Raw genomic sequence first — 23,615 nt, 5'->3', positions numbered from 1 at the left:
CGCACAGGGGTGCTCCCACTCACCGGGAAGCGTTTCTGCACTTCGGTGGGCTACCTGCCACCGTTTCACCAACAGATTTTCATTCTGCCCAGGCACTCGCCGGGTAGCGAAACCAGAAAGCCGGAAAAATCATGGGTCAGGTTCTGGACAACATCTCACAGTTCGCCGACGAGATCCGCGCCGACGGGGTCGAGGGCGACAAGCTGATGCGCTTGACGGACGGCAGCGCGAAGCGCTTGCGCGACTCCGGCGTCATCCGGATGTTCCAGCCGAAGGAGTTCGGAGGCCTCGAGGCGCATCCGCGTGAATTCGCCGAGACGGCAATGGCTATCGGCGCGATGGACGGTGCCACGGGCTGGGTCAGCGGCATCGTCGGTGTGCATCCGTGGGAGCTTGCGTTCTTCGACCGCAAGGCTCAGGAAGAGGTGTGGGGAACCGATCCCGATACGTGGATGGCGTCACCGTATGCGCCGATGGGCGTGGCGAGGCCGGTCGAGGGTGGGTACATCCTCAACGGTCGTTGGTCGTTCTCCTCGGGTACCGATCATTGTGACTGGATCATGATCGGCGCGATGGTCGGTGACGAGTCCGGCAAGCCGTTGATGCCGCCGAAGCACCTGCACGTACTGCTGCCGCGCTCCGATTACGACATCGACCAGGACAGCTGGAATGTCGTGGGCCTGCGCGGAACGGGGTCGAAGGATCTGATCGTCAAGGACGCGTTCCTGCCGACTTACCGCACGATCGACGCCGGAAAGGTGTACGACGGGACGGCGTGGAAGGAAGCGGGTCGTACGGAGACGTTGTACAAGTTCCCGTTCTCGTGCATTTTCCCGTTGGGGATCACCTCGTCGTTGATCGGTATCGCCGAGGGTGCGTTGGCGTGCAACATGGCGGCGCAGCGTGAGCGTGTGACGGTCAGTGGTGTTCCGATCAAGGAAGATCCGTACGTGCTGTTCGCGATCGGTGAGGCGGCGGCCGAGATCGCTGCTTCTCGGGCTGCGATCTTGGAGACGGTGGATCGTTTCTGGGACATGACGGAGAAGGGGCAGGAAGTTTCGTTCGAGCTTCGTGCGATCGGTCGGCGTACGCAGACTGCTGCTGCGTGGCGGGCGGTGCGTGCGGTGGACGAGATCTTTGCTCGTTCCGGTGGTGGGGCTTTGCAGTTGAACACGCCGATGCAGCGGTTCTGGCGTGACGCTCATGCCGGTCTCGCGCACGCGATCCATGTACCTGGCTCCATCTTCCATGCGTCGACGCTCTCGCAGCTCGGCGGCGAACCGCAGGGTATCCACCGCTCGATGATCTAGTCCCACAAATACTTTCGAAGCAAGGACGGTTAGGCATGACTGAAATTCGGGGCCTGGGGTATCTCAGGATCCAAACGCAGGACGTGGCTCGCTGGCGCGAGCTCGTGGTCGACGGACTCGGCCTCGCGGTCGGTAGTGGCCCGGAAGCCGACGGCCTCTACTTGCGCCTGGACGAGCGTCGTGCGCGACTGATCGTCCTGCCCGGTGAGACGGACAAGGCTCTCGCAGTGGGCTGGGAAGTGCGAGATCAGTTCGCGCTCCAGCGTGTTCGTGAAGCAGTGGAGAAGGCCGGAGTCGAGGTCGAGGTTCTTTCCGAGGTCGACGCCAGCTACCGCGATGCCGAGCAGGTCATCGCATTCGACGATCCCAACGGTAACCGAGTCGAGGTCTTCTTCGGACCGGTACTCGACCACAGCCCGTTGGTCACCCCGCACGGCGGCCGTTTCGTCACCGGCGATCAGGGCCTCGGCCATGTGGTGCTTCCGGTTACGCGTTTCGACGAGGCATACACCTTCTACACCGAGGTGCTCGGATTCCTCCCGCGCGGTTCCATCCGTCTCGGCGGTATCGATGCGCCGCCGCCGGCTCGCCGCGTTCGCTTCATGGGTGTCAACCAGCGCCACCACAGCCTGGCGTTGTGCCCGGCGCCGCCGGTTGACGAGCCCGGTCTCGTGCACCTGATGATGGAAGCCGAGACTCTCGACGCCGTCGGTCAGGCTCTCGATCGTGTTGCCAAGCTCGGCTTCTCGATCTCCTCGACGTTGGGTCGCCACACGAACGACAAGATGGTGTCGTTCTACGTGCGCGCACCGGGTGGATGGGATCTGGAGTTCGGTTGCGAAGGCATGCTTGTCGACGAAGCCTTCTACACCGCTGAGGAAATCACGGCCGACAGCTACTGGGGCCATGACTGGTCCGAGAGTGAACCGCTGGCCGCGTTCACTCCCAAGAGCTAGCTCTTACGCAACGAAAAAGCTCGGTCCCAATGCATATCGGGGCCGAGCTTTTTCGTGCGATAGATCAGGAAGCTGCTGCGGCCAAACCGGTTTCGAGGTCGGCGAGAATGTCGTCGATCCCTTCGATGCCGACCGCGAGGCGGACGAGCCCCGGCGTGACGCCCGAAGCGAGCTGCTCCTCGGGGGTGAGCTGCGAGTGCGTCGTCGACGCGGGGTGGATGACGAGTGAGCGAACGTCACCGATGTTGGCGACGTGGCTGTGCAACGTCAGAGCGTTGACGAACTTCTTGCCTGCGTCGACTCCACCGGCGAGCTCGAACGCGACGATGGCGCCGGTTCCCTTGGGCGCCAGCTGCTTTCCGCGCTCGTGCCAGGGCGAGGATTCCAGTCCGGCGTACGCGACCGACGTGACCTCGGCGCGGCCCTCGAGGAATTCCGCGACCTTCTGGGCGTTGGACACGTGGCGCTCGATGCGCAGGCTCAGTGTCTCGATACCCTGCGAGATGAGGAAGGCGTTGAACGGTGCGATGGCCGAGCCGAGGTCGCGCAGAAGCTGAACGCGTGCCTTGAGGGCGTAGGCGGGTGCACCGAGATCGGCAAAGGTGACGCCGTGGTAGCTGGGGTCGGGGGTCGTGAAGTTGGTGTGGCGTCCCTGGGTCCAGTCGAAGGTGCCACCGTCGACGATGACGCCGGCGATCGCGGTGCCGTGTCCGCCAAGGTATTTGGTGGCGGAGTGGACGACGATGTCGGCGCCGTGCTTCAGCGGCTGAATGAGGTACGGAGTTGCGACCGTGTTGTCCACGATCAGCGGGATGCCGTGCTCATGGGCGACTGCGCTGATGCCGGGGATGTCGAACACGTCGTTCTTGGGGTTGGAGATGGTTTCGCCGTAGAACGCCTTGGTGTTCGGACGGATTGCCTCACGCCAGTGATCGAGGTTGTCCGGGTCCTCGACGAAGTCGACGGTGATACCGAGCTTGGGCAGCGTGTAGTGGAAGAGGTTGTACGTGCCGCCGTACAGGCGAGGGCTTGAGACGATGTGGTCCCCGGCCTCGGCGAGGTTGAGGATCGCGAAGGATTCGGCGGCCTGACCGGACGCAACCAGCAGAGCCGCGACTCCGCCTTCGAGGGCGGCGATGCGCTGCTCGACGGCGTCCTGCGTCGGGTTCATGATGCGGGTGTAGATGTTGCCCGGCTCGGCGAGGCCGAAGAGCGCCGCCGCATGGTCGGTGTTGTCGAAGACGTAGCTGGTGGTCTGGTAGATCGGAAGCGCCCGAGCGTTGGTGGCGCTGTCCGGGCCCTGTCCGGCGTGGACCTGCTTGGTTTCGAACGACCAATCGGCGGTCGGATCGGTATCGACGGGGGTGTTCTCGCTCATGAATTCATACTCCGTGGTGAAGGTGGGTTGGTGCGGGTCAGGCGGTTTCGACGACTGTATGCACTGGGACGGGATTGCGGGTGAGATCGAGTACGGGGCAGTGGGCGTCGACCGTTTCCTGCAGTTCCAGGTAGCGCTCGCGGGGTTCGGGGCCGGTCAGGGTGACGACCACGCGGACCTCGGAGAATCCCGGACGGACGGCGTCGTCGAAGCCGAAGAATCCACGAACGTCGAGGTCACCTTCGGCCCTGGCCGAGATGTCGTCGAGAGCGATACCGAGTTTGTCCGCCCAGACGCGGTAGGTGACCACCTGGCAGGAGAGCAGGGAAGCGAGGTAGTACTCGACAGGATTGGCTGCGGTGTTCTCGCCGCCGAGGGCCGGTGGCTCGTCGACCTCGACGCTGTACTTACCGAGAGAAATGGTGCTGGCAACGGCGTCGTGCGCCTGGGCGGAAGCCTTGAATACGACGTGTGCTTTGCTCGCGTCTTTGTCGATGGCGTCGGCGTTGGCTGCTACGACGGAACTCAGGTGTGAGATGGAGGCGGTGGTCATGACAGAAATGTCCCCTGATCTGGGTGTACATACGAGTATCGACGTGAGCGGCGCTCACGTCGTAGGTCCGATCAGTAGATCGGACACCCGGATGTACAGACATGCGCAAAGTCGACATGGCGCCGCCGCGTCAGCAGCGTGCCCGTCTCGTATGCGCCGATTCCCGTCACAGGAGAGACTGTAACCGGTTCATACCCTTTCCGACCAGACGTATAGGAAATCTGTCTCGGATTGTGGTCTGTCATGCGGGCGGCAGTCCGCTCCATCGGGGTGTCCGACGAGTGGCGAAAGCGTCGAGTCCTTCGGCGATGTCCGGAGAGCACAACACTGCGTCCTTGGCGTCGTCGGTGACCTTCCATCCGTCGGCGTCGGCGTCGGCGTAGAGAGCCTCGATGGCCTTCAGACTCAGACTCACGGAGGTGGGGGAGGACTCGCAGATCTCCGCTGCCATCACCAGTGCCTCGTCGAGTGCCTTACCAGGGGCAGTGACTGCATTGACGACGCCGAGGTCCTTTGCCCGTTCGGGATCGAGTGTGCGGCCGGTGATCAAGAGTTCACGGGCGACGTTGATCGGAAGCGCGCGAGGAGCCCGAAAGAGTGCGCCGGACGTCGCAACCAGACCGCGTTTGGTTTCGGGAAGGCCGAATTGCGCTGTGGCGGAGGCGACGATCAGATCGCAGGCCAGTGCGATTTCGAAACCGCCACCAAGCGCGTAGCCCTCGACTGCAGCGATCAGGGGCTTGTTCCGCCGGCGCCGAATGACGCCGTACTCACCGCCGCGAGGCATGCGAAGGTCGGCCCGCTCTCGGATATCGGTTCCGGCGCAAAAGATGTTGGGGGTTCCGGTGATGATGCCGACCCACAGATCAGGGTCGTCGTCGAGAAGATTCAGCGCGGCTTCGATTCCCTCGGCAGTCTCACGGTTGATCGCGTTACGGCGTTCTTCGCGTTCGATCCTGACGATGAGAACGCGGTCATGGCGTTCGGTGGAAACAGTCGACATAATTGGACTGTAGTCCACTTATCGGAGGCGGAGGTGCGTCACCTGACGGGACGGACATTGGACACATTCCGGACTGTGGCGAAGACTGTGTTCTGAGGCGGAGAAGGGCAGGTCGACGTGATTTCCAAACGAGAACAGAACAAGCGCGACACCAACGACAGGTTGCTCTCGGCTGCTCGAATTCTGTTCTCGGCGCAGGGTTTCGCCAGCACGACCGTCGACGACATCGCCGAGCGAGCCGAGGTGTCGCGAGCCACCTTCTTCAATTACTTCCAGGGCAAGGACTCGGTTCTCGAGGCGTTGCACAGTGATCATCTCGATCAGCTTGCGGCACTGGTGGATCAGCTCATGGAATCGCCGATGCCGACTTCTGATCGGATCTCCCGGATTTTTCAGGACTTTGCGCAGCAAGCGATCATGCACCCGCGCTATCTGCGCATGGTGACTGCAGAACTCGAGCGCGACTTCGCCTCCTCCGGAGCGGGGGCGGCCCACGATCATCGGTTCCACGTGGAACTTCTGCGGATCGTCACTGCCGGTATCGAAGCCGGCGAAGTGAGATCGGACTACCCGCCGCTCTTTCTCGCACAGATGATCGGTGGTACGTACGGAGCGTTGGTCCGCTTCTGGCGGCAAGACGCCGATTACGACGTGGTCGGAGAATTCGATCGCGGAGCCAGGTACGTCGCGGAAGGCATCGCTGCTCGCTGATCAGGAAGTGGGCACTACCAGAGGCAGCATCTGCTGGACGCTCTCCGAAAGATAGTTTGCGGCAGTCTGATCGCCGGACAGATGGCGCAGCAGGCTCTGCTGGAACAGGCCGTCGAAGATTGCGTACATCGCCGCCGAGGTGACCGATGCCTCTACGTCGAGAAGCTCGGCGTAGCGAGAAACAATGCGCCAGATCATGTTTTCGAGACTCTCGTCGATCGCGGCGACGTCGGCTCGGAACGACTCCTCGAACATCGACTGCGCGCGCAGGTCGTACCAGAGGCGGTGCATCGTGGGTTCTTCGATCATGGTCTCGGCGAGCAGTGCGCCGAAACCGGTTTTCAGTTCCTCCGGTGTCTTCGCGGTGGCGACGATGCCGTCGTACCGGGTGACGCAGCGTGCCTTGTAGTGGCGCACGCAGTGGGTGATGAGATCGACCTTGTCGCTGAAGTAGTAGTGCAGGACGCCGTGGGAGAACTCCGAATTCTGGGCGATTTCGCGCAGGCTCGTGCGTGCGTAGCCCAATTCGGCCAGGGTTTGCAGTGCGGCCTCGGCGAGTTGATCACGTCGCTCGGAGAATTTGTCGACCTGGCGACGCGACACCTTGTCTGCGTTGGACCGCTTGGCGGAGTCGGACCGCTTCGCGGAGTCGGACTGCTGGTCCGGGGAGCTAGGTGCAGCCTTTTTCCCTGCCTCACTAGGCTTCTCGACTGTCGTGGTCACGATGGCACGTCCTGTTCCCTGCGGTTTCCACAGCGGCACGATCACCGCGTCCGAATCAGTGTAACCCTTGGTCTTTGACGAGTGTGTAACAAAATCTTGACAGTCGTCAAGATTTCTCTTGACACTCGTCCAAAGTTGAATACTCTGTGACTCACACCACTTGGCAGCGTCGCTGTGAACGGTGGCATCGCGAGAGTCGTTTCAGTCATGGAGGCAGTCGAAAATGAGCGTGTTTGATCTTGAGGGACGAAAAGCACTGGTCACAGGTGGTGCCAAGGGGCTCGGAGCCGGAATGGCTGAGGCGTTGGCGAAGGCGGGGGCGTCAGTGATGATCGGCGACGTTCTCGAAGACGAGGGTCGTGCCACCGCAGAGGCTGTTGGTTCGGGCGGAGTCAAAACCGGCTTCGTAAAGCTGGACGTCACCGACGATGCCAACTGGGAAGAGGCAGTCGCCGCCACCGCGGAGACCCTCGGCGGCTTCGACATCCTCGTCAACAACGCAGGCATCGAGATTTCCTCGCTGGTGGTCGACCTCGATCCGAACGACATCCGCCGTATGTGTGAGGTCAACATCCTCGGAACAGCGCTCGGAACCAAACACGGACTGCGCAGCATGCGTCCGGGTGGCGTAGCCGGAACCGGCGGTTCCGTCATCAACATCTCTTCAGTGGCCGCCACCATTCCGTTTCCCGGGATCAGTGGATACTCCGCGACCAAGTCCGCGGTCGATCGCTTCACCAGAGTTGCCGCCGCCGAGTCGGGCAAGCTCGGCTACGGAGTCCGCGTCAACTGCATCTACCCGGGTCTTGTCGCCACGGAGATGGGTCTCGGACTCGCGGCGGACATGGAGAAGCTCGGTCTCTGGCCCAGCGCCGAAGCAGCAGTCGGAGACGTCATCGGCCTCACCCCGCTCGGCCGCCTCGGTGAAGTGAACGACATGGCTGACGCCGTTGTGTTCTTGTCCTCCGACGCCGCGCGATTCATCACCGGAATCGGCCTACCGGTCGACGGTGGCATGGGCATGTAACTCGCCCTTCATTCGTACGTACACCCTTCTCACGTCTTCGAAAGGTTCCACGAACATGTCCGAAAAGAAGCCCGTCATCGTTTACGGCGTCTCCGGGTACACCGGCCGTCTGGTGTGTGAATACCTGCGCGAGTTCAACATCCCGTTCATCGCAGCCGGCCGCGACGCCGCTCGCATCCAAGAGGTCCTCGATAAGATCCCCGGATTAGACACCGTCGATCACGAGGTCGTCGAGGTCGAGCACACCGTCGAGGCGCTCACCGAACTGTTCACCGGTGCACAGGTTGTCAGTAATATGGTCGGCCCGTTCATCAAGCTCGGCGGCACCGTCGTCGAGGCCGCGTTGAATGCCGGTTGCCACTACATGGACACAACCGGTGAGCAGGACTGGGTACTCGACGTCCAGGAGAAGTTCAGCGACAAGTACCAGGAGAAGGGCCTGCTTCTCTCGCCCGGTATCGCGCAGATGTACACCACCGGTGAGATCGCGGCCAATATCGCACTGGAAACGCCGGGCCTCGATACGCTCGACATCCTCGTGCTGTGGAAGGGATTTCCCACCTACGCGTCCACTCAGACGATCTTCACCATCCTCAAGGCGAACTGGTACTACCTCGAGCAGAACAAGTACGTGCAGTGGGCGCCCGGCCAGACTTTCGACGTCGTCGTTCCGGGCCAGCACGAAACTGCGCTTGCATTGCCGTGGGGCGGAACATGCCACCCGGTGTGGTTCAAGAACGATCCGCGAGTTTCCAACGTCAAGGCTGCGGGCGGAGTGTTCGACCGCACCGTGATGGAAGGCGTTGTCGCGACGCAGAAGATCGTGGAGGAGCAGATCAAGACCCTGCCCGCCGACGAGCAGGAAGCCGCCTTGGCCGAGATCGCCGGATCGGTTCAGGCCGGTATGCCCCCTCGTGAAAATCCGCGCATCAACACCTCACTCGACTCCGTCTACGCGTCGGGCCCGCTGGGTCGCTCGCACGTCGTGATCCACGGAAACTGCAACTACAAGCAGACGGGCCTCCTGCACGCCTATGCAGCGCATTCTCTGCTCCAGCAGGCGCCGAAGCGGACCGGGCTTGCCTCGGCTTGCCAGGCGTTCGGCCATCGCGAACTGCTCGGCGCGCTACGTAGTTTCGGGCTGGCTCTGGAGCCGGAAGTAACCATCAACGCCTAACTCGTCGCCCTCGTCATCATGTTCACGGCTCCCGGCGTGTAGCGCGCCGGGAGCCCCGCCCTGGAGGCTCCCCATGCGTTTGACCGACTATCTCGACAAGGGAGCCTCTCTTGGTTCCACCGCACCGTGTTTGACGATGGGGGAGCGCACTCTCTCCTACGGCGAGGTGCAACAGTTCAGCCGACGCTTCGCAGCTTCGCTCGCGGCTTCGGGCATCGCGCCGGGCGAAAAGGTCGCGATTCTGTCCGGCAATGATCCGATCTCGTTCTCGTGCGTATTCGGAATAAGCCGGGCCGGCGGCGTCTGGTGCCCGATCAACCCTCGCAACGAAGCTGCGGAAAACCGAGACCTGTTGGATTTGTTCGATTGTCGCGCTCTGTTCTTCCAGAAGTCCTATGCGCCGCTAGTCGACCAGATCAAGGATGCGCTTCCCCAGTTGGTGACGCTCGTCTGCATCGACGGCGAATGGGACTCGGCACAGTCCCTCGAAAGCTGGCTCGGGGAAGAAGAACTCGACGCCGCGGCGCCCGACGACGTCACCATGCTGGTCGGCACCGGTGGTACAACTGGACGGCCAAAGGGAGTGATGTTGACCGGGCACAACATCGAGACGATGACCGCAATCACTTTGATGAGTTATCCGTTCGAGGGGCGCCCGGTGTATCTGGCGCTGGCACCGTTGACTCACGCCGCCGGTGTTCTGTGCTTCCCGATCATGGCCCTCGGCGGCGAAGTAGTGATCATGCCGAAGCCCGACCTCGGGTACTTCCTCGCGAACATTCAGAAGCACAAGGTGACTCACACATTCCTGCCGCCGACGCTCATCTACATGCTGCTCGAGCACGAGGCCCTGTCGGCCACGGATCTCAGCTCGCTGCAATGCTTCTGGTACGGAGCGGCGCCGATCTCCCCGACCAGACTCGCGGAGGCGATCGACAAGATCGGCCCGGTCATGGCTCAGCTGTTCGGGCAGAGTGAAGCCCCCATGATGATCTCGACGATGTCACCGAAGGAGCACTTCGGCTCGGACGGCACTGTCGCAACGTCACGACTTTCGTCGGCGGGTCGACCGTCGCCGCTGGTGACCGTGGGGATCATGGACGACAAAGGCGCGCTGCTCGGACGTGGCGAGCGTGGTGAGGTGGTGATTCGCAGTTCGTTGGTGATGGCGGGTTATTACAAGAACCCCGACGCAACCGCGGAAGCGTCAGCCCACGGCTGGCATCACACCGGCGATATCGGGTACCTGGACGAGGACAATTTCCTGTTCATCGTCGACCGTGCGAAGGACATGATCATCACCGGCGGTTTCAACGTCTATTCGGTCGAGGTGGAGCAGGCACTCATGGCGTATCCGGGGATTCAGGACTGCGGAGTGATCGGGTTGCCGGACGACAAGTGGGGCGAACGCGTTGTGGCAGTGGTGCAACCGCACCTCGGCGCCGACATCGACGGCGCCGAGGTGATGGCTTTCGTGAAGGCTCGCATCGGAAGTGTGAAGACTCCGAAGCAAGTCATCGTCTGGGACGATCTACCTCGCTCCAAGGTCGGCAAAGTTCTCAAGAACGAGATCAAGAGCGAGCTGACTGGCTGAATACCCTCGGGACGCCTATGTTTCACCGCACGGAGTGCCTGTCGAAACCGACAGGCACTCCGCTTTCTTGTCACCCCGGCTGGTCGATTGCTCACGAATCGAGTACCGATCATCGGGAATCGTGTCTGTGAAGTTCGAATCGCGACCCGCATCGTCTCTGTGTCAGCCATCACAATGATGTGTTCGAATGAGTACGAGGTGAATCATGCGTCACGAAAGAACAGTCACCGAGCAACTTCCCCTTCCGGCCAGGACCGTCCGGAAGGTCATGCTCCGCTTCATGCCGGTCATCGGATTGGCATACATCGTCCTGTATCTCGACCGATTGAACATCGGCGTTGCAGCATTGACGATGAACAAAGAACTCGGAATATCGGCCTCGATGTTCGGGTTTGCGGCCGGAATCTATTTCTGGAGTTACACGATCTGCGAACCCCCGAGCAACTACATCCTCACAAAGGTCGGTGCGCGGCGCTGGATCACACGAATCATGATCACGTGGGGCGTGGTCACCATCGGAACCGCGTTCGTTCAGGGTGCCAGCGGATTGGTGGCAGCACGATTCCTGTTGGGTATTGCCGAAGCCGGCTTTTCGCCCGGCATGCTGTTCTTCGTCTCGAAGTGGTTCCCGAATCGGGATCGAGGCAAAGCAATGGCGTGGATCGTGACCTTCATCTGTATCTCCGGCCTGGGTACTCCGATCACCACACACCTGATGGCTATCGACGGCTTTCTCGGGCTTTCCGGATGGCGATGGGTTTTCATTCTCACCGGCGTCCCCGCTGTGGTCATGGCGTTTGTGATCTACAAGGTTCTGCGGGACAAGCCTTCGGAGGCGGAGTTCCTCTCCGAGGAAGAACGCGGTTGGCTCACCGATACGCTCGAGTCCGAGGCGCAAGAGCGCGAAGCGGTCGTCGGTAAGCACAGCTTCCTCCAGGGACTCGTGCACCCACGAGTACTGGTGTTGATCTCCGTGTTCATTTGTTTCACCTTCAGCCTCAACGGTTTCCAGATTTGGATGCCGCAGATTTACGCGCAATTCGGGATGAGCACCAATCAGATCGGATGGGTTGCCGCACTACCTGCACTGATTGCGATCGGACCGATGATCTGGTGGACGCGCCATTCGGACCGCGCCGGAGAGCGCCCCGTGCACTTCGCCATCGCCGCATCGGTCGCAGCACTCGGATTTGCTATTGCTGCGCTGTTCTTCACCACACCGGTTGTCGCTATCTTCGGATTCTGCATCGCCGGGATCGGTCTCTACAGTTCGATGAGCATCTTCATCACCATGCCTTCGAGCTTCCTTACCGGCGCTGCCTTGGCGGCAGGTTTCGGTGTCATCAACGGAATGGGTAACCTCGGAGGCTATTTCGGTCCACAGGTCACCGGCTGGATCAAGGACGCGACCAACAGTTTCACACCGGCAATCGGGGTGTACTCCGCGGTGCTGGCGACGGCAGCATTGATCGTGCTGCTGCTCAAGGTGATCACCAGAAAGGCCGACAAGGCCAACGACCAACTGACACTGGATTACCGGGCGGAGCGCGACGCCGGAACCTTAGTTGCACCTGAACAGGCTTGAGCCGAGTCTCGGCCCCGGAAGATTCCCGATCAACGGGAATTCTTCATTCTTCAGGCGAGCATGCGCAGGACATCATCACTTATCAGGATCACAGTCGTCGACCGTGGTTTCGTCGGCAACGAACAAACGAGGACTTCGTGAGTAGATACTTCGGGCCTTTGCGCCAATTGGGTTTTGTGGTCAACGACATCGACAGCGCGCTGAAGCATTGGATCGACGTTGTCGGCGTTGGCCCCTTCTTCTTCGTGGAGGACCAACCGTTGAACGACTTCGTCTTCCGTGGCAAGTCGAGTGCGCCTCGATTCAGTGTGGCGCTCGCGCACAGCGGAAGCGCGCAGATCGAGCTGATTCAACAACACAACGATGAGCCGTCGGCATTTCGCGAGTTCGCCGATCGAGGGCTCGAAGGACTTCAACATGTTGCCTACTGGACAACGGATTTCGATCGATATGTGGAGGAATCCAAGAACCGAGGGCTCGTCGAATTGCAGAGTGGTAGATCCGGTAGTGGCGCACCGGATGAGCGATTCGTTTACTACGAGGACGGCCCGTATCCGGGAACAGTCATCGAAGTCTCGGAGGTCAGCGGAAGGAAGGGCGATCTGTTTCGCGCAGTCGAGGCTGCATCGAAGGAGTGGGACGGGTCGAATCCCATTCGCGACATGAGGAAGGTGCTGTAGTCGTGAGTAGGAAGGTAGCGATCGTCACTGGTGGCGCATCCGGGATCGGCCTGGCAACGTGCAAACGATTCGCCGACTTGGGTTGGCATGTCATCTCTGCCGACCTGTCGCATACATCCGGAGACACTGCGCCAGAACCAGATACACGGACGGTCGGCGTTCGAGTGGATGTCACCGGTGAGGGAGACATCCGACGGCTTCGCGACGTCGCCGAAGAGCTGTTCGGTCGTGTCGACACGGTTGTGACCTCGGCGGGAACCGCGGACAACGCGCCGATCCGGCACACCACACCCGATCGATTCAGGCGAACCCTCGAGCTGAACCTCGTTTCCACGTTTGCGGTGGTCAGGGAGTTCGTGGATCTGCTCGCCGCAGATGGCGGCGGATCCGTGGTGACAATTGCCTCGGTTTCCGGCCTACGCGGCAGCGTAGACCGTGCTGCGTATTCCGCATCGAAAGGTGGCGTGGTCGCGTTGACCACACAACTCGCGATCGAGCTCGCCGGCGAGGGGATCCGAGTCAATTGTGTTGCACCGGGTTCGACGCGGACACCGCTTGCAAGTCGGGCCCAGAGCCCTGAAATGCAGAGCGCCATCTTGCAATCGATCCCGTTGAGCCGTTACGCGGAGCCGGCTGAGATTGCCGAAGTCGTGACCTTTGTCGCTGGTCCCGGCGCCGGTTTCGTGACGGGTCAGACGTGGACAGTCGACGGAGGTCAGTCGATGACAGCCGGTTGGAATCTTCCGAAGGAGCGACATGACTCTTGAGGCAACGTCCAGTACAACGGAGAAACCGGTAATCATCGGAGTGCACGTCAACGAGAACACCATGCGCGCACCCAATCCCCACATTCCGTGGACGCCCAGCGAAATAGCCGACACTGCCCTCGCTTGTGAGGGTGCGGGGGCGTCGTTGATGCATTTTCACGGTCGAGCCGTGGACGGCGGCGTGGATCACTCGGCGGCGACCTACGGAGAGATCGTCGAGCGGGTTCGGGCGGTATCGAATCTGCTGCTTGCGCCGTCGATGGCCAATGTTCCCGGCTACACGATAGACGAGCGGCTGTCGAATCTTGCCCCGAACCAAAGTGATCCGAAACGACGTTCGGACTTCTTGGTCGTCGACATGGGCTGTGCGGCGATGGACTTGATCGATGCGACGACAGGCTTGTTCGCAACCGATTCCAGGGTCTTCGTCAACGACACTCGAACACAGATCGAATTACTCTCGCGCGCTAGTGAATTGGGTCTGGTGCCGTATCAGACGTCATTCAACGTGAGTTGGACGCGCGCGATCTTCGCCCACGCAAGGGTGCGGAATCCGTCGTCACCATTGGTGATCGCTTTCATTCTCGGTGGTGACGAGTTTCCGGCTGCACATCCGGCGACAGCAGCAGGGCTACGTGCGCAACTGGACCTCCTGCCGGCTGATCTTTCAGTGGAGTGGATCGTCTCGGCCTACCGAGGCAATGTTCTTGCAGCAGCGGAGGAGTCGATCAAGCGCGGGGGCCATGTAGCAATCGGTGCCGGTGACTACCACTACGAAGAACTGGGATACCCCTCCACACCTGATCTGGTCGCCGAAGTTGTTTCGATCGCTCGGCGGTACGGGCGTGAACCCGCAACTCCTGATCAGGCACGTCGAATTCTAGGGGTGGATGTCCATGCGAGTAGTTGAAACCGAAGGTGCCGAACCTACTTTGGTTCATTCCTCTAACGGAACGAGAGTGTGGATCATGGATTCGATTGCGTTTGCTTCCTCGGCTCAGGCCGGTGATGTGATCGTGACCGGATCACACGGAGGGACGAGTGCTGGAGAGTACGCCGTCGGGTTCGGGGTTCGTGTTGTGGTGTGCAATGACGCCGGCATAGGGAAGAACAAGGCCGGAATCGCAGGTTTGGCTGCGATCGACGCCCAGAAGATCGTCGGCATTGCAGTCGGACACGAGAGTTCGCGTATTGGAGATGGCAACGACGTGTGGGAGTGCGGCATCGTGACGTATGCCAATCCGACTGCAGTCGCAGCGGGTGTGCGTGTGGGCAGCCGCGTTTCCGAAGAAGTGCTGGCACTGATAGAGAGGAGCGTCGACTGATGTTTCGGAACATTGTCGGTGTGGAGAACGGTAGACAGATTGTCGTCATGGACAGTATGTCGCAGATCGAACGGTCGGACCGCGACCGCATCGTCGTTGCGGCATCCAACGGCGGTCAAGAGTCAGGGCGGATGGCGATTGCGACGGGCTGTGCGTTGGCGGTGCTGAACGATGCCGGAATCGGCAAGGACAACGCGGGGATCATCGGAATCGTCCGCATGGGAGATTCGGGACTTGCCGGCGTAGCGGTCAGTCACGACTCTGCCGAGATCAGCAATGGAATGGATATGTGGCACAACGGAACTGTTTCGTATGTCAACGAGCCTGCAGCGGAGGCTGGGATACGGGTCGGTGACAACGTTCGCACGTGTGTGAGTGCGTTTGCGGTTCGCTTCCCTGTCGGCCCAATGTCGGCGTCCGAGAGTTCGTCATGATCGGCCATGTGGTCAACCGGCCCGAGGATGTAGTCCGCGAAGCGCTCGAAGGACTTCAGATCCTGCACCCGGAAATGCTCTCCTACCACCGAGATCCGTTGTTTGTGACTCGCGCGGGTGTCGCCCGAGACAAAGTTGTGTTGGTCTCAGGTGGCGGGGCCGGGCATGAGCCGTTACACGCGGAGTTCGTCGGATCCGGCATGTTGGACGCCGCAGTTCCTGGGTCGGTCTTCGCCAGTCCCACAGCCTTTCAGATCCGCGCTGCGGTCAATGCTGTCGAGACCGGACGGGGTGCACTTCTCATCGTGAAGAACTACACCGGAGACAAACTGAATTTCTCGATCGCGGCCGAGTTACTCGGAACTGAGCGGCAAGTGGAGATCGTGATGGTCGACGACGACCTCGCGACGACGACTGCAGACGAGGGTGGACCTGGACGTCGTGGTACCGCTGCGGTAATTGCCGTGGAGAAGATTTGTGGGGCGGCCGCGGAACGGCACTGGGCGCTTTCCGAGATCGCTGACCTGGGGCGCCGGGTGGTGGCGGCGTCGGCGACGTTGGGTGCAGCTTTCCGCTCGTGCACGGCTCCCGGACAGGATCGTCCGTCCTTCGAACTGGCGCCGGGGGAGATGGAGTTCGGCATCGGAATCCATGGCGAGCGTGGACGTGAGACGCGTCCGACGGTTCCTGCCGCCGAACTCGTGGCGCAGTTGTCGGAGCCGATCCTCGATGCTGTCGGGGTTGAGCGCGGGGACGGTGTGATAGCGATAGTGAATGGGCTAGGGGCAACCCATGGACTCGAATTATCCATTGCCACTGCAGAATTAAAGTCTTTCCTCGAGGATGCCGGTATCGGTTTGGATCGTGTGATTGCAGGTTCTTTCGTCACTGCATTGGATATGCACGGGCTCTCTATCACCCTTCTCCGTTCGACCGAGGAGTTTCTGGATCTCTGGGATGCAACGGTACGCACTCCCGCACTCGCTTGGTAACTCGAATATGCACTACTGAAAAGAGTTTCATGATGACAATGTTGAGCGTCGGGGACACTCGGGCGTGGATCGATCGATTTGCCGATGCCGCCGAAGATCAATTCGATTCCCTCACAGATTTGGACCGGCTTGTCGGAGACGGCGATTTCGGAATGAATCTGCGGACGGGCCTGCGAAGTGCGGTGCAACGACTTCGTTCCGACCCGCCGACCAGTCCTGGTGAAGTGTTCGCCCGTACGTCGGATGCGTTTCTCGACATCGGTGGGACAAGCGGACCACTTCTCGGTCTGTGGTTCGGCCGGATCGGAGCAGTCTCTGGAGTTGAAGTGACCGCAACAGACTTGGCTTCTGCCCTGGGTACGGCGACAGCTGCGGTGCAGCGTCTCGGCAATGCCCAGGTGGGTCACAAGACCATGGTCGACGCCATGGTCCCCGCAACCAGCGCATTGACCGAGGCGGCAGTCAGCGGGGCAACCTTGTCCGCTGCCTTGAACTCTGCGGCCACGGCTGCGAGGCTCGGCGCCGAATCGACTCGCGCGATGCTCGCCCGCCGCGGACGCGCGACCTACGTGGGAGAACACGCCAGGGGCGTCGAGGACCCGGGGGCATCGGCGATTGCCATGTTCTTCGCCGCATCCAGCTACAGGAGCGTTCCGGCATGAGCGATCTGCGAGACAAGGTCATCGTCACAGTTGCCCCGACGGGTGGCTTCCTCACTGTTGCCGACAATCCGTTCATTCCGACTCAGCCTGAGCAGATTGCGGCGGATGTGGCACGCTGCCACAGCGCTGGAGCCAGCGTGGCAGCACTTCATGCTCGACGACCGGACGATCAAGCGACCTGTGATGCCGCAATCTATCGGCAGATGAATACGCTTGTCCGCCAAAGCTGCGACATCGTGATCAACAACTCGACCGGCGGCGGAGTCAACGGTGACATGGTGAGTGTTCGCAGTGACGGTGCGCGCATCGTGGACTGGGACGCGAGGCTCCAGGGCCTGCATGGCGGCGCAGACACATGCACGCTCGATGCCATCACGGCCTATGTGACCTCACCGGTCGGTGAGGTACTGATGGACACGCCGCCCAGTCGTGCCGCCGAACTGGCAGCGTCAATGCGCAAACTAGGAATCAAACCTGAGTGGGAGGCCTTCAGCCCGTCACATCTGCTCCAGGAGATACGTACGTTGACCGAAGGGCAGCCTGGCCCGCACCTCGTCAACCTTGTACTGGGACTTGATCGAACTTTTCAGAATGCGATGCCGTACTCCCCGCAGATCTTGCAGCAGATGGTGGAACACCTACCGGAGGAATCGGTCTTCTCCGTGAGCATCAGCGGGCCAGATCAACTGCGTGGTCTGACTCATGCACTCCTGCTCGGAGGGCACGTGCGTGTGGGAATCGAAGACTATCCGTTTCTCGCGAATGGAGAGCCGGCCGAGAACGTTCGTTTGGTGGAGAACATCATCGACATCGTCCAGCGACTCGGAATGCAGCCTGCAACACCTGGGGAGGCAAGGGCAATCCTTGGTTTGGAGGGTTCGGATGAGTAGAACACCGACGAGTAGAACACTTCGCTCGCAGGATTGGTTCGGAGGCAATGATCTCAATGCATTCATCCACCGCTCGTGGATGAAGAACCAGGGTATCCCTGATCGGATGTTCGACGGCCGACCGGTTATCGGTATCTGTAACACGTATTCCGAGCTCGCGCCGTGCAACGCTCACTTCAGAGATCTGGCCGAGCAGGTGCGACTGGGAGTCATCGAAGCAGGCGGATTTCCAGTTGAGTTTCCGGTGATGTCATTGGGTGAGACGATCATCCGCCCCACCACGATGCTCTATCGGAACCTCGTCAGCATGGATGTGGAGGAGTCGATTCGAGCCAATCCGATCGACGGCGTCGTACTGCTCTGCGGCTGCGACAAAACCACCCCGGCGCTGGTGATGGGCGCAGCCAGTTGTGACCTTCCCACCATTGTCGTATCCGGTGGGCCCATGTTGAACGGCCGCCATCAAGGTAAGACTGTCGGATCTGGAACCTCGGTGTTCGAGATGAGTGAAGCAGTGCGAGCCGGATGCATGAGTGAATGTGAGTTCAGAGCAGCGGAATCGGCTATGTCTCGATCGCCCGGTCACTGCAACACTATGGGCACCGCGTCGACGATGGCGTCGCTTGTCGAGACTTTGGGCCTCACGCTCCCCGGTAACGCTGCGATCCCGGCAGTGGATTCACGGCGACGTGTACTTGCACGCGACAGCGGCGTGAGAATCGTGGAGATGGTGGCCGAGAACCTGACGATGTCTTCGGTCGTCGACCGAAATTCATTCGAGAATGCGATCAAGGTGAACACGGCTATCGGTGGGTCCACCAACGCTGTGGTGCACTTGCTTGCCATCGCCGGGAGGCTGGAAATTCCCCTCGAGCTCAGCGATTTCGGGGAGCAGAGTCGTGACGTTCCCCTGCTGGTCAACCTCATGCCTTCGGGTACCTATTTGATGGAGGATTTCTTCTACGCAGGCGGACTGCCTGCGGTGATCGCCGAGCTCGGAGACATCCTCCATCTGGATGCCGCCACGGTTACCGGAAAGACTCTCGGTGAGAACAACTCCGGCGAAACAATTTGGGACGACGACGTAATTCGTAGCACGGCGGCACCGTTGCTGGAGCAAGCCGGCATAGCGGTATTGACCGGCAATCTCGCGCCGAACGGTGCAGTGATCAAGCCATCTGCGGCGTCGCCGGAGTTGCTCAGCCACGTGGGCCGTGCGGTCGTGTTTCACGGAATGGACGACTTCACGGCGCGCGTCGACTCGCCGGATCTCGACATCGAGGCCGACGACGTCATCGTCCTCACCGGCGCTGGACCGAAGGGGTTTCCGGGTATGCCAGAAGTAGGTAATCTGCCACTCCCTCGAAGGCTGCTCGAGCGGGGTGTACGAGACATGGTCAGGATCTCTGATGCGCGAATGAGCGGAACAGCCTTCGGCACAGTCGTTTTGCACGTTGCGCCCGAAGCGGATGCCGGTGGGCCTCTCGGCGCGGTCAGGGATGGTGATTTGATCGAGTTGGATGTTGCTCGTGGGGTCTTGCGTGTACTCGTCGACGACGACGAGCTGGCCAGGCGTCTCGAGGCGTTGCCGCCACGCGTACAAAAGAGTACGAGTGGGTATCAACGACTGTTCGTGGATCATGTGATGCAGGCCGACCGCGGAGTCGATTTCGATTTCCTGGTGGGCAGGCGTGGAACGGAGGTACACGGTGACAATCACTGAGCGTGTCGGCCGAGTCGTGGTCGTGACCGGTGCAGGGTCGGGACTCGGCCGCGCAATGGCCAGAGGTCTACTCGATGCAGGACACCACGTTGTATTGGCTGGTCGAAACAGCGTGAGCTTGGAAGCGACAGGTGGGGGTCACGAGCGCGCAGTGGTAATTCCCGCTGATGTGTCCTCGCCCGAATCGGTTCACCGGTTGTTCACATCCGTGACTGAGTGTTTCGGCAGACTCGATGTGCTTGTCAACAACGCAGGGACATTCGGGCCGTCGGGGAGTGTGGACGAGATCGATCCTGAAGCGTGGAACGCGACAGTCGCAGCCAATCTCACCGGCGTATTCCTTTGTGCGCGTGAAGCGATTCGTATCATGAAAACACAGGATCCGAGAGGAGGCCGGATCATCAACAACGGGTCGCTCTCCGCTCACACGCCCCGGCCCGACAGTGCCGCCTACACGGCGACCAAACACGGTGTGTCAGGTTTGACGAAGTCGATCTCTCTCGACGGCCGAGAGTTCGACATCTGTTGCAGTCAAATCGACATCGGCAATGCGGCAACTGACATGACAGCCGGAATCGGCCACTCGGCAAGACAAGCTGACGGCACCACCAGGCCCGAGCCGACATTCGATCCTCGTCATGTCGCGAACACCGTTGTGCAACTGATAGATCTACCACTCGACGTGAATGTCCCGACTCTGACGATCATGGCAAACCGGATGCCGTACGTCGGGCGCGGTTGACGGCATCAGCGTCGTTGTAGGACAGGGCGGACGACGGACTGGGCACTCGAGAGATCACGTGAGATGGCGATTGCCGTCGTCCGCACCGCCGCGTCGATACGGGTCAGATTTATTCGGCCTGCCATACCGGAAATGGAGATTGCGCCGAGGACGCCTTCGTCCGGGCCGAATATTGGTGCTGCGGCGCCGACGATCCGGGGAAATGCTTCCTGGCGGTCGAAGGCGACACCACGCTTGCGAACACGATCCAGTTCTCGGTGGAAGAGTTCGGGATCGGTGATGGTGTTCTCGGTGTGTGCTTCGAGGACAGTGGGCCTCGTGAAATCCCCAGAGTTGGTGAACGCCAATACTGCTTTGCCGGAACAACTTGCGTGTGCAGGCCACCGACCACCGATTTGCTGCGGAAGGCGTGGTCCGTCGTCGCCACGGAAGACATCAAGGTAAACCACGTCGAAACCGTCCAATACAGCGAGTCCCACGTTGTGTCCCGTTGCTTCACGCAAGGCCGAAAGGTGGCGCCGCGCTGCTTCGCGGAGGTTTCGCTGCCGTGGAACAGATTCGCCGATCTCGAACAGGAGGAGACCCAAGCGGTAGTTGGTTCCTTGCCGTTCGAGCAACCCGACTCGGACGAGATCGTCGACCATTCGATACACCGTTGTTTTGGCCATGCCTGTCCGTCGAACAAGCGCTGCTGCGCTGAGAACGCCTGAGCTGTCACGAAAAGTCTTCAGTATCTCGGTGGAACGACCAATTGCGGAAACCTCGCCATCGGCCCGATGAATGGGACTCACCGAACTATTCTGTCTGCCGGATGCGAGATTGTCGAGGGGCAATCGCGCATCAGATCACGCAGGTCTTCCGGTGATGGGATCGCCGGAAATCGTCACGACTCGCACACCACGTCTTCTGCCGGCAGTGAGCCGTCGAGCAGGTACGAGTTGACGGCGGCGTTCGCGCAAGTATTCGCGTAGCCGGGGAACACCGCATGAGTGCGGCCTGGAACTGTCACGAGCCGTGAGCCTTTCATCGCTTCATGCATGCCGAGGCCTTCGTCGTACGTCGTGCGGGTGTCACCGGTTGCCTGGATCTGCAAGGTCGGAACGTTGTTGTCGATGTCGATCCGCGTAGGGGCCTCACTGCGCCAGAACGCGCACGGCATGATCGTGTTGTGTGTGCCGGCAAAGATCGGCTGATCATCACGGTGCTCCTCCAACTTGTTGCGGTACCACTGGGGATCGCTCGGCATCGATACGTCTCCGCAGACGATGGCGATTGTCCCGGCATAGTCAGGACCGGTTCCCAGTTCGGTCTGGAACCATGCCTGCATCAATCCCGTCAGCTGGGGATGGATGTTCTCGACGGTCTTGCCTGCGGCGAGATCGCGCAACTGAACCAATACCTGTGCGAATGCCTCACTTTCCTTCTCGGTGTCGCCGGTTCCGTTGACGTACATCAGGAATGGAAGGACGTGATCGTCGACGGCATGGTCACCGATCTGTATCGGAGTGGTGGCCGCGTCCGAGATCAGCTTCTCGATGAGGGCGCGAACTTCGGCGGGCGTCGATCCGAGTGCATAGGTGGAGTTGTGTTCTGCTGCCCACTGCGAGAATCCGTCGATCGCTTTCTCGTTGGCCGGGCCCATGTCCTGGAACATCTCGTATCCGTATTTCTTCGGATCCGGTGCACTGTCGAGAACCACACGGTCGATCCTGTCCGGGAACATTTGAGCATAGGTTGCACCGAGGTATGTACCGTACGACCACCCGAAGTACGACGCCTTCTCCTGGTCGAGGGCGCCACGAATCACGTCGAGGTCTCGGGCGATGTTTTGAGTATTGATGTGCGGCAGATAGTCCGGGTACTTGTCCCAGCATGTGTCAGCGGCCTCGCGTGCGAGCGCAACACTCTCGTTCCATCCCTCGTCCGTGGTGCCCGGCGACCGCATCCATGTCATCTGTTCGACGCCGCAGTCGATCGGTGTGCTCTTGCCGAGTCCTCGGGTGTCCATGCCGATGACGTCGTATGCCGCTGCGACTTCCGGTGTCATGCCCGCATTCAGAATCTCGGGCAATCCCAGTCCTCGGCCACCCGGGCCACCAGGGTTGGTGAGCAGGATCCCTCGTCGCTGTGCGGGGTCGGTGGATGCGACCCGCGAGATCGCCACTTCGATCGTTTTGCCGTCAGGGACGGAATAGTCCAAAGGTACTGTGACCATGGCGCATTCACTTGCGGTCGACGTTCCGGTGTCTGTGGCGCATGGCCCCCACTCGAGATCCTGTTCGTAGAACGCGCTGAGATTCGATTGTGGATCTTCCTGCGGAGTAGCAGGATCCGAGCACGCCGCCAATGCAGGTACGGCGAGCGCGGCAGCGGCGATTGTGGTAGCCAGCCACCTTCGTGATCGAGGCATGCGTGATCTGGGCATGGTGAATCCAGTCATTGTCGTGTCCTTGCGTTGAGCCCATTTTCGGGCAGTGTTGGTCACCCCACTTCGAATGTGGGGGTTGATCAGGGTTTTTCAGAGGCGGGATTGACGGGCGGCGAACTCCGCGGCCACAGCCTTCGCGAATCTTTCCTGGGTGACGGTTCGTCGATCCGCTTGGTGTTCGCGCAGTACCGCTACCAGCCGGGTGGGGGAAGCGTCCTCCGGTGCAGCCTGTTCGGGTAGCACGCTCTCGGTGAAGTCGCAGAACTGAATGGCAAGGGCCGCAATCGTGTCCGCGTCAGCCGGTGCGTCGGCGAGGGCATACATGCGAGTTATCAATTCGATGGCCTGCTCGCGGTTCGGCTCGGCCAATACCCGGCGATGGGCGGACAGGAGTGAATCGCAGACCTCGGGATCGCCCCCGGAGACCGTGAGTGCGAGGATCAGAAGTTCACGCTCGTTGTCGATCCACGCTGTCGGCGCACCGGCAACGACGTACTGTGCGAGCACTTCCGAAAACGCGTCGGGTAGTTCAGGATCGGCATTGCGGCGTAGCGACTCGATGTGCGCACGCTGAACAGCGATCTGTTCGGCCTTCGTCGCCAATTCCTTGTCGAGGGCATCGAGTGCGGACCGAGTGTCGTGAGCGTCGCCGTCGAGTAGTTCGGCGATCTTGGCCACAGGAATCCCCAGATCGCGCAGGCGGCGGATGCGACTCAGTCGTGCCAGGTCCACCGCCCGGTACATGCGGTAGCCGTTGGGTTGGCGTTGTGGTTCTTCGAGAAGGCCGTTCGAGTGGTAGTAGCGCACGGATCTGACGGTGGTGCCGGCCAATTTGGCCAGCTCGCCGATGGTCATCATCGCCCTGCCCTCCCGTGATCGAATCGGATTCCGTCTGTGAAAACCATTCTCCAACCTTGACGCGGCGTCAGGGTCAAGATTCGCGCCGGAGAACGTG

General features: G+C 60.8%; 24 protein-coding genes. 17 read left to right on the top strand and 7 right to left on the bottom strand.

Features of this window, described 5'->3' with window-relative positions:
- The first annotated feature begins 131 nt into the window (after positions 1-131).
- Both KTR60_RS24595 and bphC read left to right on the top strand, forming a co-directional pair.
- Entirely contained in the window at positions 132-1,310 is a 1,179-nt protein-coding gene (locus KTR60_RS24595; protein ID WP_003940250.1) for an acyl-CoA dehydrogenase family protein, read from the top strand.
- 35 nt (positions 1,311-1,345) lie between these two features.
- Entirely contained in the window at positions 1,346-2,266 is a 921-nt protein-coding gene (gene bphC, locus KTR60_RS24590; RefSeq protein WP_003940493.1) for a biphenyl-2,3-diol 1,2-dioxygenase, read from the top strand.
- A 64-nt stretch (positions 2,267-2,330) separates the two neighbouring features.
- Here bphC and KTR60_RS24585 read toward each other — a convergent pair whose 3' ends face one another.
- The 3 genes from KTR60_RS24585 to KTR60_RS24575 all read right to left on the bottom strand — a co-directional run bounded on the left by KTR60_RS24585 (position 2,331) and on the right by KTR60_RS24575 (position 5,200).
- Entirely contained in the window at positions 2,331-3,644 is a 1,314-nt protein-coding gene (locus tag KTR60_RS24585; protein ID WP_003939848.1) for a bifunctional o-acetylhomoserine/o-acetylserine sulfhydrylase, read from the bottom strand.
- A gap of 37 nt (positions 3,645-3,681) precedes the next feature.
- Entirely contained in the window at positions 3,682-4,197 is a 516-nt protein-coding gene (locus KTR60_RS24580) for an OsmC family protein (RefSeq protein ID WP_050656844.1), read from the bottom strand.
- A gap of 241 nt (positions 4,198-4,438) precedes the next feature.
- Positions 4,439-5,200, bottom strand: a complete 762-nt coding sequence (locus KTR60_RS24575) for an enoyl-CoA hydratase-related protein (RefSeq protein ID WP_228401344.1) — start codon at positions 5,198-5,200, stop codon at positions 4,439-4,441.
- A 117-nt stretch (positions 5,201-5,317) separates the two neighbouring features.
- Here KTR60_RS24575 and KTR60_RS24570 point away from each other — a divergent pair, with 117 nt between their 5' ends.
- Entirely contained in the window at positions 5,318-5,911 is a 594-nt protein-coding gene (locus KTR60_RS24570; RefSeq protein ID WP_003940428.1) for a TetR/AcrR family transcriptional regulator, read from the top strand.
- Here the strand turns inward: KTR60_RS24570 and KTR60_RS24565 are convergent, their stop codons facing one another.
- On the bottom strand, positions 5,912-6,514 hold the full coding sequence (locus KTR60_RS24565) for a TetR/AcrR family transcriptional regulator (RefSeq protein ID WP_073512563.1): 603 nt from the start codon (positions 6,512-6,514) through the stop codon (positions 5,912-5,914).
- Between the two features lie 343 nt (positions 6,515-6,857).
- Here KTR60_RS24565 and KTR60_RS24560 point away from each other — a divergent pair, with 343 nt between their 5' ends.
- From KTR60_RS24560 to KTR60_RS24495, 14 genes are all read left to right on the top strand, one after another.
- Positions 6,858-7,661, top strand: a complete 804-nt coding sequence (locus tag KTR60_RS24560) for an SDR family NAD(P)-dependent oxidoreductase (protein ID WP_007732778.1) — start codon at positions 6,858-6,860, stop codon at positions 7,659-7,661.
- 55 nt (positions 7,662-7,716) lie between these two features.
- Entirely contained in the window at positions 7,717-8,838 is a 1,122-nt protein-coding gene (locus KTR60_RS24555) for a DUF5938 domain-containing protein (protein ID WP_003940189.1), read from the top strand.
- Between the two features lie 73 nt (positions 8,839-8,911).
- A complete protein-coding gene (locus KTR60_RS24550; RefSeq protein ID WP_065351429.1) occupies positions 8,912-10,432 on the top strand; it encodes an AMP-binding protein in 1,521 nt (506 codons plus the stop codon).
- A gap of 205 nt (positions 10,433-10,637) precedes the next feature.
- Positions 10,638-12,017 (top strand): MFS transporter, encoded by a 1,380-nt coding sequence (locus KTR60_RS24545; RefSeq protein ID WP_007732774.1) that lies wholly within the window; start codon positions 10,638-10,640, stop codon positions 12,015-12,017.
- Positions 12,018-12,154: 137 nt separating this feature from the next.
- The gene (locus KTR60_RS24540) at positions 12,155-12,697 is read left to right on the top strand and encodes a VOC family protein (RefSeq protein ID WP_042448493.1); all 543 of its coding nucleotides are present in this window, start codon (positions 12,155-12,157) and stop codon (positions 12,695-12,697) included.
- A 2-nt stretch (positions 12,698-12,699) separates the two neighbouring features.
- Positions 12,700-13,464: an SDR family NAD(P)-dependent oxidoreductase gene (locus KTR60_RS24535; protein WP_228401343.1), complete on the top strand. Its 765-nt coding sequence runs from the start codon at positions 12,700-12,702 to the stop codon at positions 13,462-13,464.
- Positions 13,454-14,374 (top strand): 3-keto-5-aminohexanoate cleavage protein, encoded by a 921-nt coding sequence (locus KTR60_RS24530; protein ID WP_042448488.1) that lies wholly within the window; start codon positions 13,454-13,456, stop codon positions 14,372-14,374. The genes KTR60_RS24535 and KTR60_RS24530 overlap by 11 nt, the downstream gene beginning before the upstream one ends.
- Before the next feature lie 58 nt (positions 14,375-14,432).
- Entirely contained in the window at positions 14,433-14,789 is a 357-nt protein-coding gene (locus KTR60_RS24525) for a hypothetical protein (protein ID WP_007732768.1), read from the top strand.
- On the top strand, positions 14,789-15,223 hold the full coding sequence (locus tag KTR60_RS24520; RefSeq protein WP_042448482.1) for a hypothetical protein: 435 nt from the start codon (positions 14,789-14,791) through the stop codon (positions 15,221-15,223). The genes KTR60_RS24525 and KTR60_RS24520 overlap by 1 nt, the downstream gene beginning before the upstream one ends.
- Positions 15,220-16,215 carry a dihydroxyacetone kinase subunit DhaK gene (locus tag KTR60_RS24515; protein WP_042448479.1) on the top strand — a complete coding sequence of 332 codons (996 nt, stop codon included), beginning with the start codon at positions 15,220-15,222 and terminating at the stop codon, positions 16,213-16,215. The genes KTR60_RS24520 and KTR60_RS24515 overlap by 4 nt, the downstream gene beginning before the upstream one ends.
- Positions 16,216-16,247: 32 nt before the next feature.
- The gene (dhaL, locus tag KTR60_RS24510; protein ID WP_007732765.1) at positions 16,248-16,877 is read left to right on the top strand and encodes a dihydroxyacetone kinase subunit DhaL; all 630 of its coding nucleotides are present in this window, start codon (positions 16,248-16,250) and stop codon (positions 16,875-16,877) included.
- On the top strand, positions 16,874-17,767 hold the full coding sequence (locus tag KTR60_RS24505) for a 3-keto-5-aminohexanoate cleavage protein (protein WP_042448476.1): 894 nt from the start codon (positions 16,874-16,876) through the stop codon (positions 17,765-17,767). Before dhaL ends, KTR60_RS24505 begins: the two co-directional genes overlap by 4 nt.
- Positions 17,760-19,490 (top strand): IlvD/Edd family dehydratase, encoded by a 1,731-nt coding sequence (locus KTR60_RS24500; RefSeq protein WP_042448473.1) that lies wholly within the window; start codon positions 17,760-17,762, stop codon positions 19,488-19,490. Before KTR60_RS24505 ends, KTR60_RS24500 begins: the two co-directional genes overlap by 8 nt.
- A 55-nt stretch (positions 19,491-19,545) precedes the next feature.
- Positions 19,546-20,232, top strand: a complete 687-nt coding sequence (locus KTR60_RS24495; protein WP_416309283.1) for an SDR family oxidoreductase — start codon at positions 19,546-19,548, stop codon at positions 20,230-20,232.
- 5 nt (positions 20,233-20,237) lie between these two features.
- Here KTR60_RS24495 and KTR60_RS24490 read toward each other — a convergent pair whose 3' ends face one another.
- The 3 genes from KTR60_RS24490 to KTR60_RS24480 all read right to left on the bottom strand — a co-directional run bounded on the left by KTR60_RS24490 (position 20,238) and on the right by KTR60_RS24480 (position 23,518).
- Positions 20,238-21,023, bottom strand: coding sequence for an IclR family transcriptional regulator (locus tag KTR60_RS24490; RefSeq protein WP_042448469.1), 786 nt, complete (start codon positions 21,021-21,023; stop codon positions 20,238-20,240).
- Positions 21,024-21,115: 92 nt separating this feature from the next.
- Positions 21,116-22,672 carry an alpha/beta hydrolase gene (locus KTR60_RS24485; RefSeq protein ID WP_064688120.1) on the bottom strand — a complete coding sequence of 519 codons (1,557 nt, stop codon included), beginning with the start codon at positions 22,670-22,672 and terminating at the stop codon, positions 21,116-21,118.
- Between the two features lie 78 nt (positions 22,673-22,750).
- Positions 22,751-23,518, bottom strand: coding sequence for a MerR family transcriptional regulator (locus tag KTR60_RS24480; RefSeq protein ID WP_003940101.1), 768 nt, complete (start codon positions 23,516-23,518; stop codon positions 22,751-22,753).
- Between the last annotated feature and the right edge of the window lie 97 nt (positions 23,519-23,615).

Origin of the sequence: Rhodococcus sp. C1 (genome assembly GCF_020809065.1) — a bacterium.
GTDB lineage: Bacteria > Actinomycetota > Actinomycetes > Mycobacteriales > Mycobacteriaceae > Rhodococcus_F > Rhodococcus_F qingshengii.
Note: the sequence above shows the minus strand (reverse complement) of the source record. Positions and strands in the feature narration are given on the sequence as shown.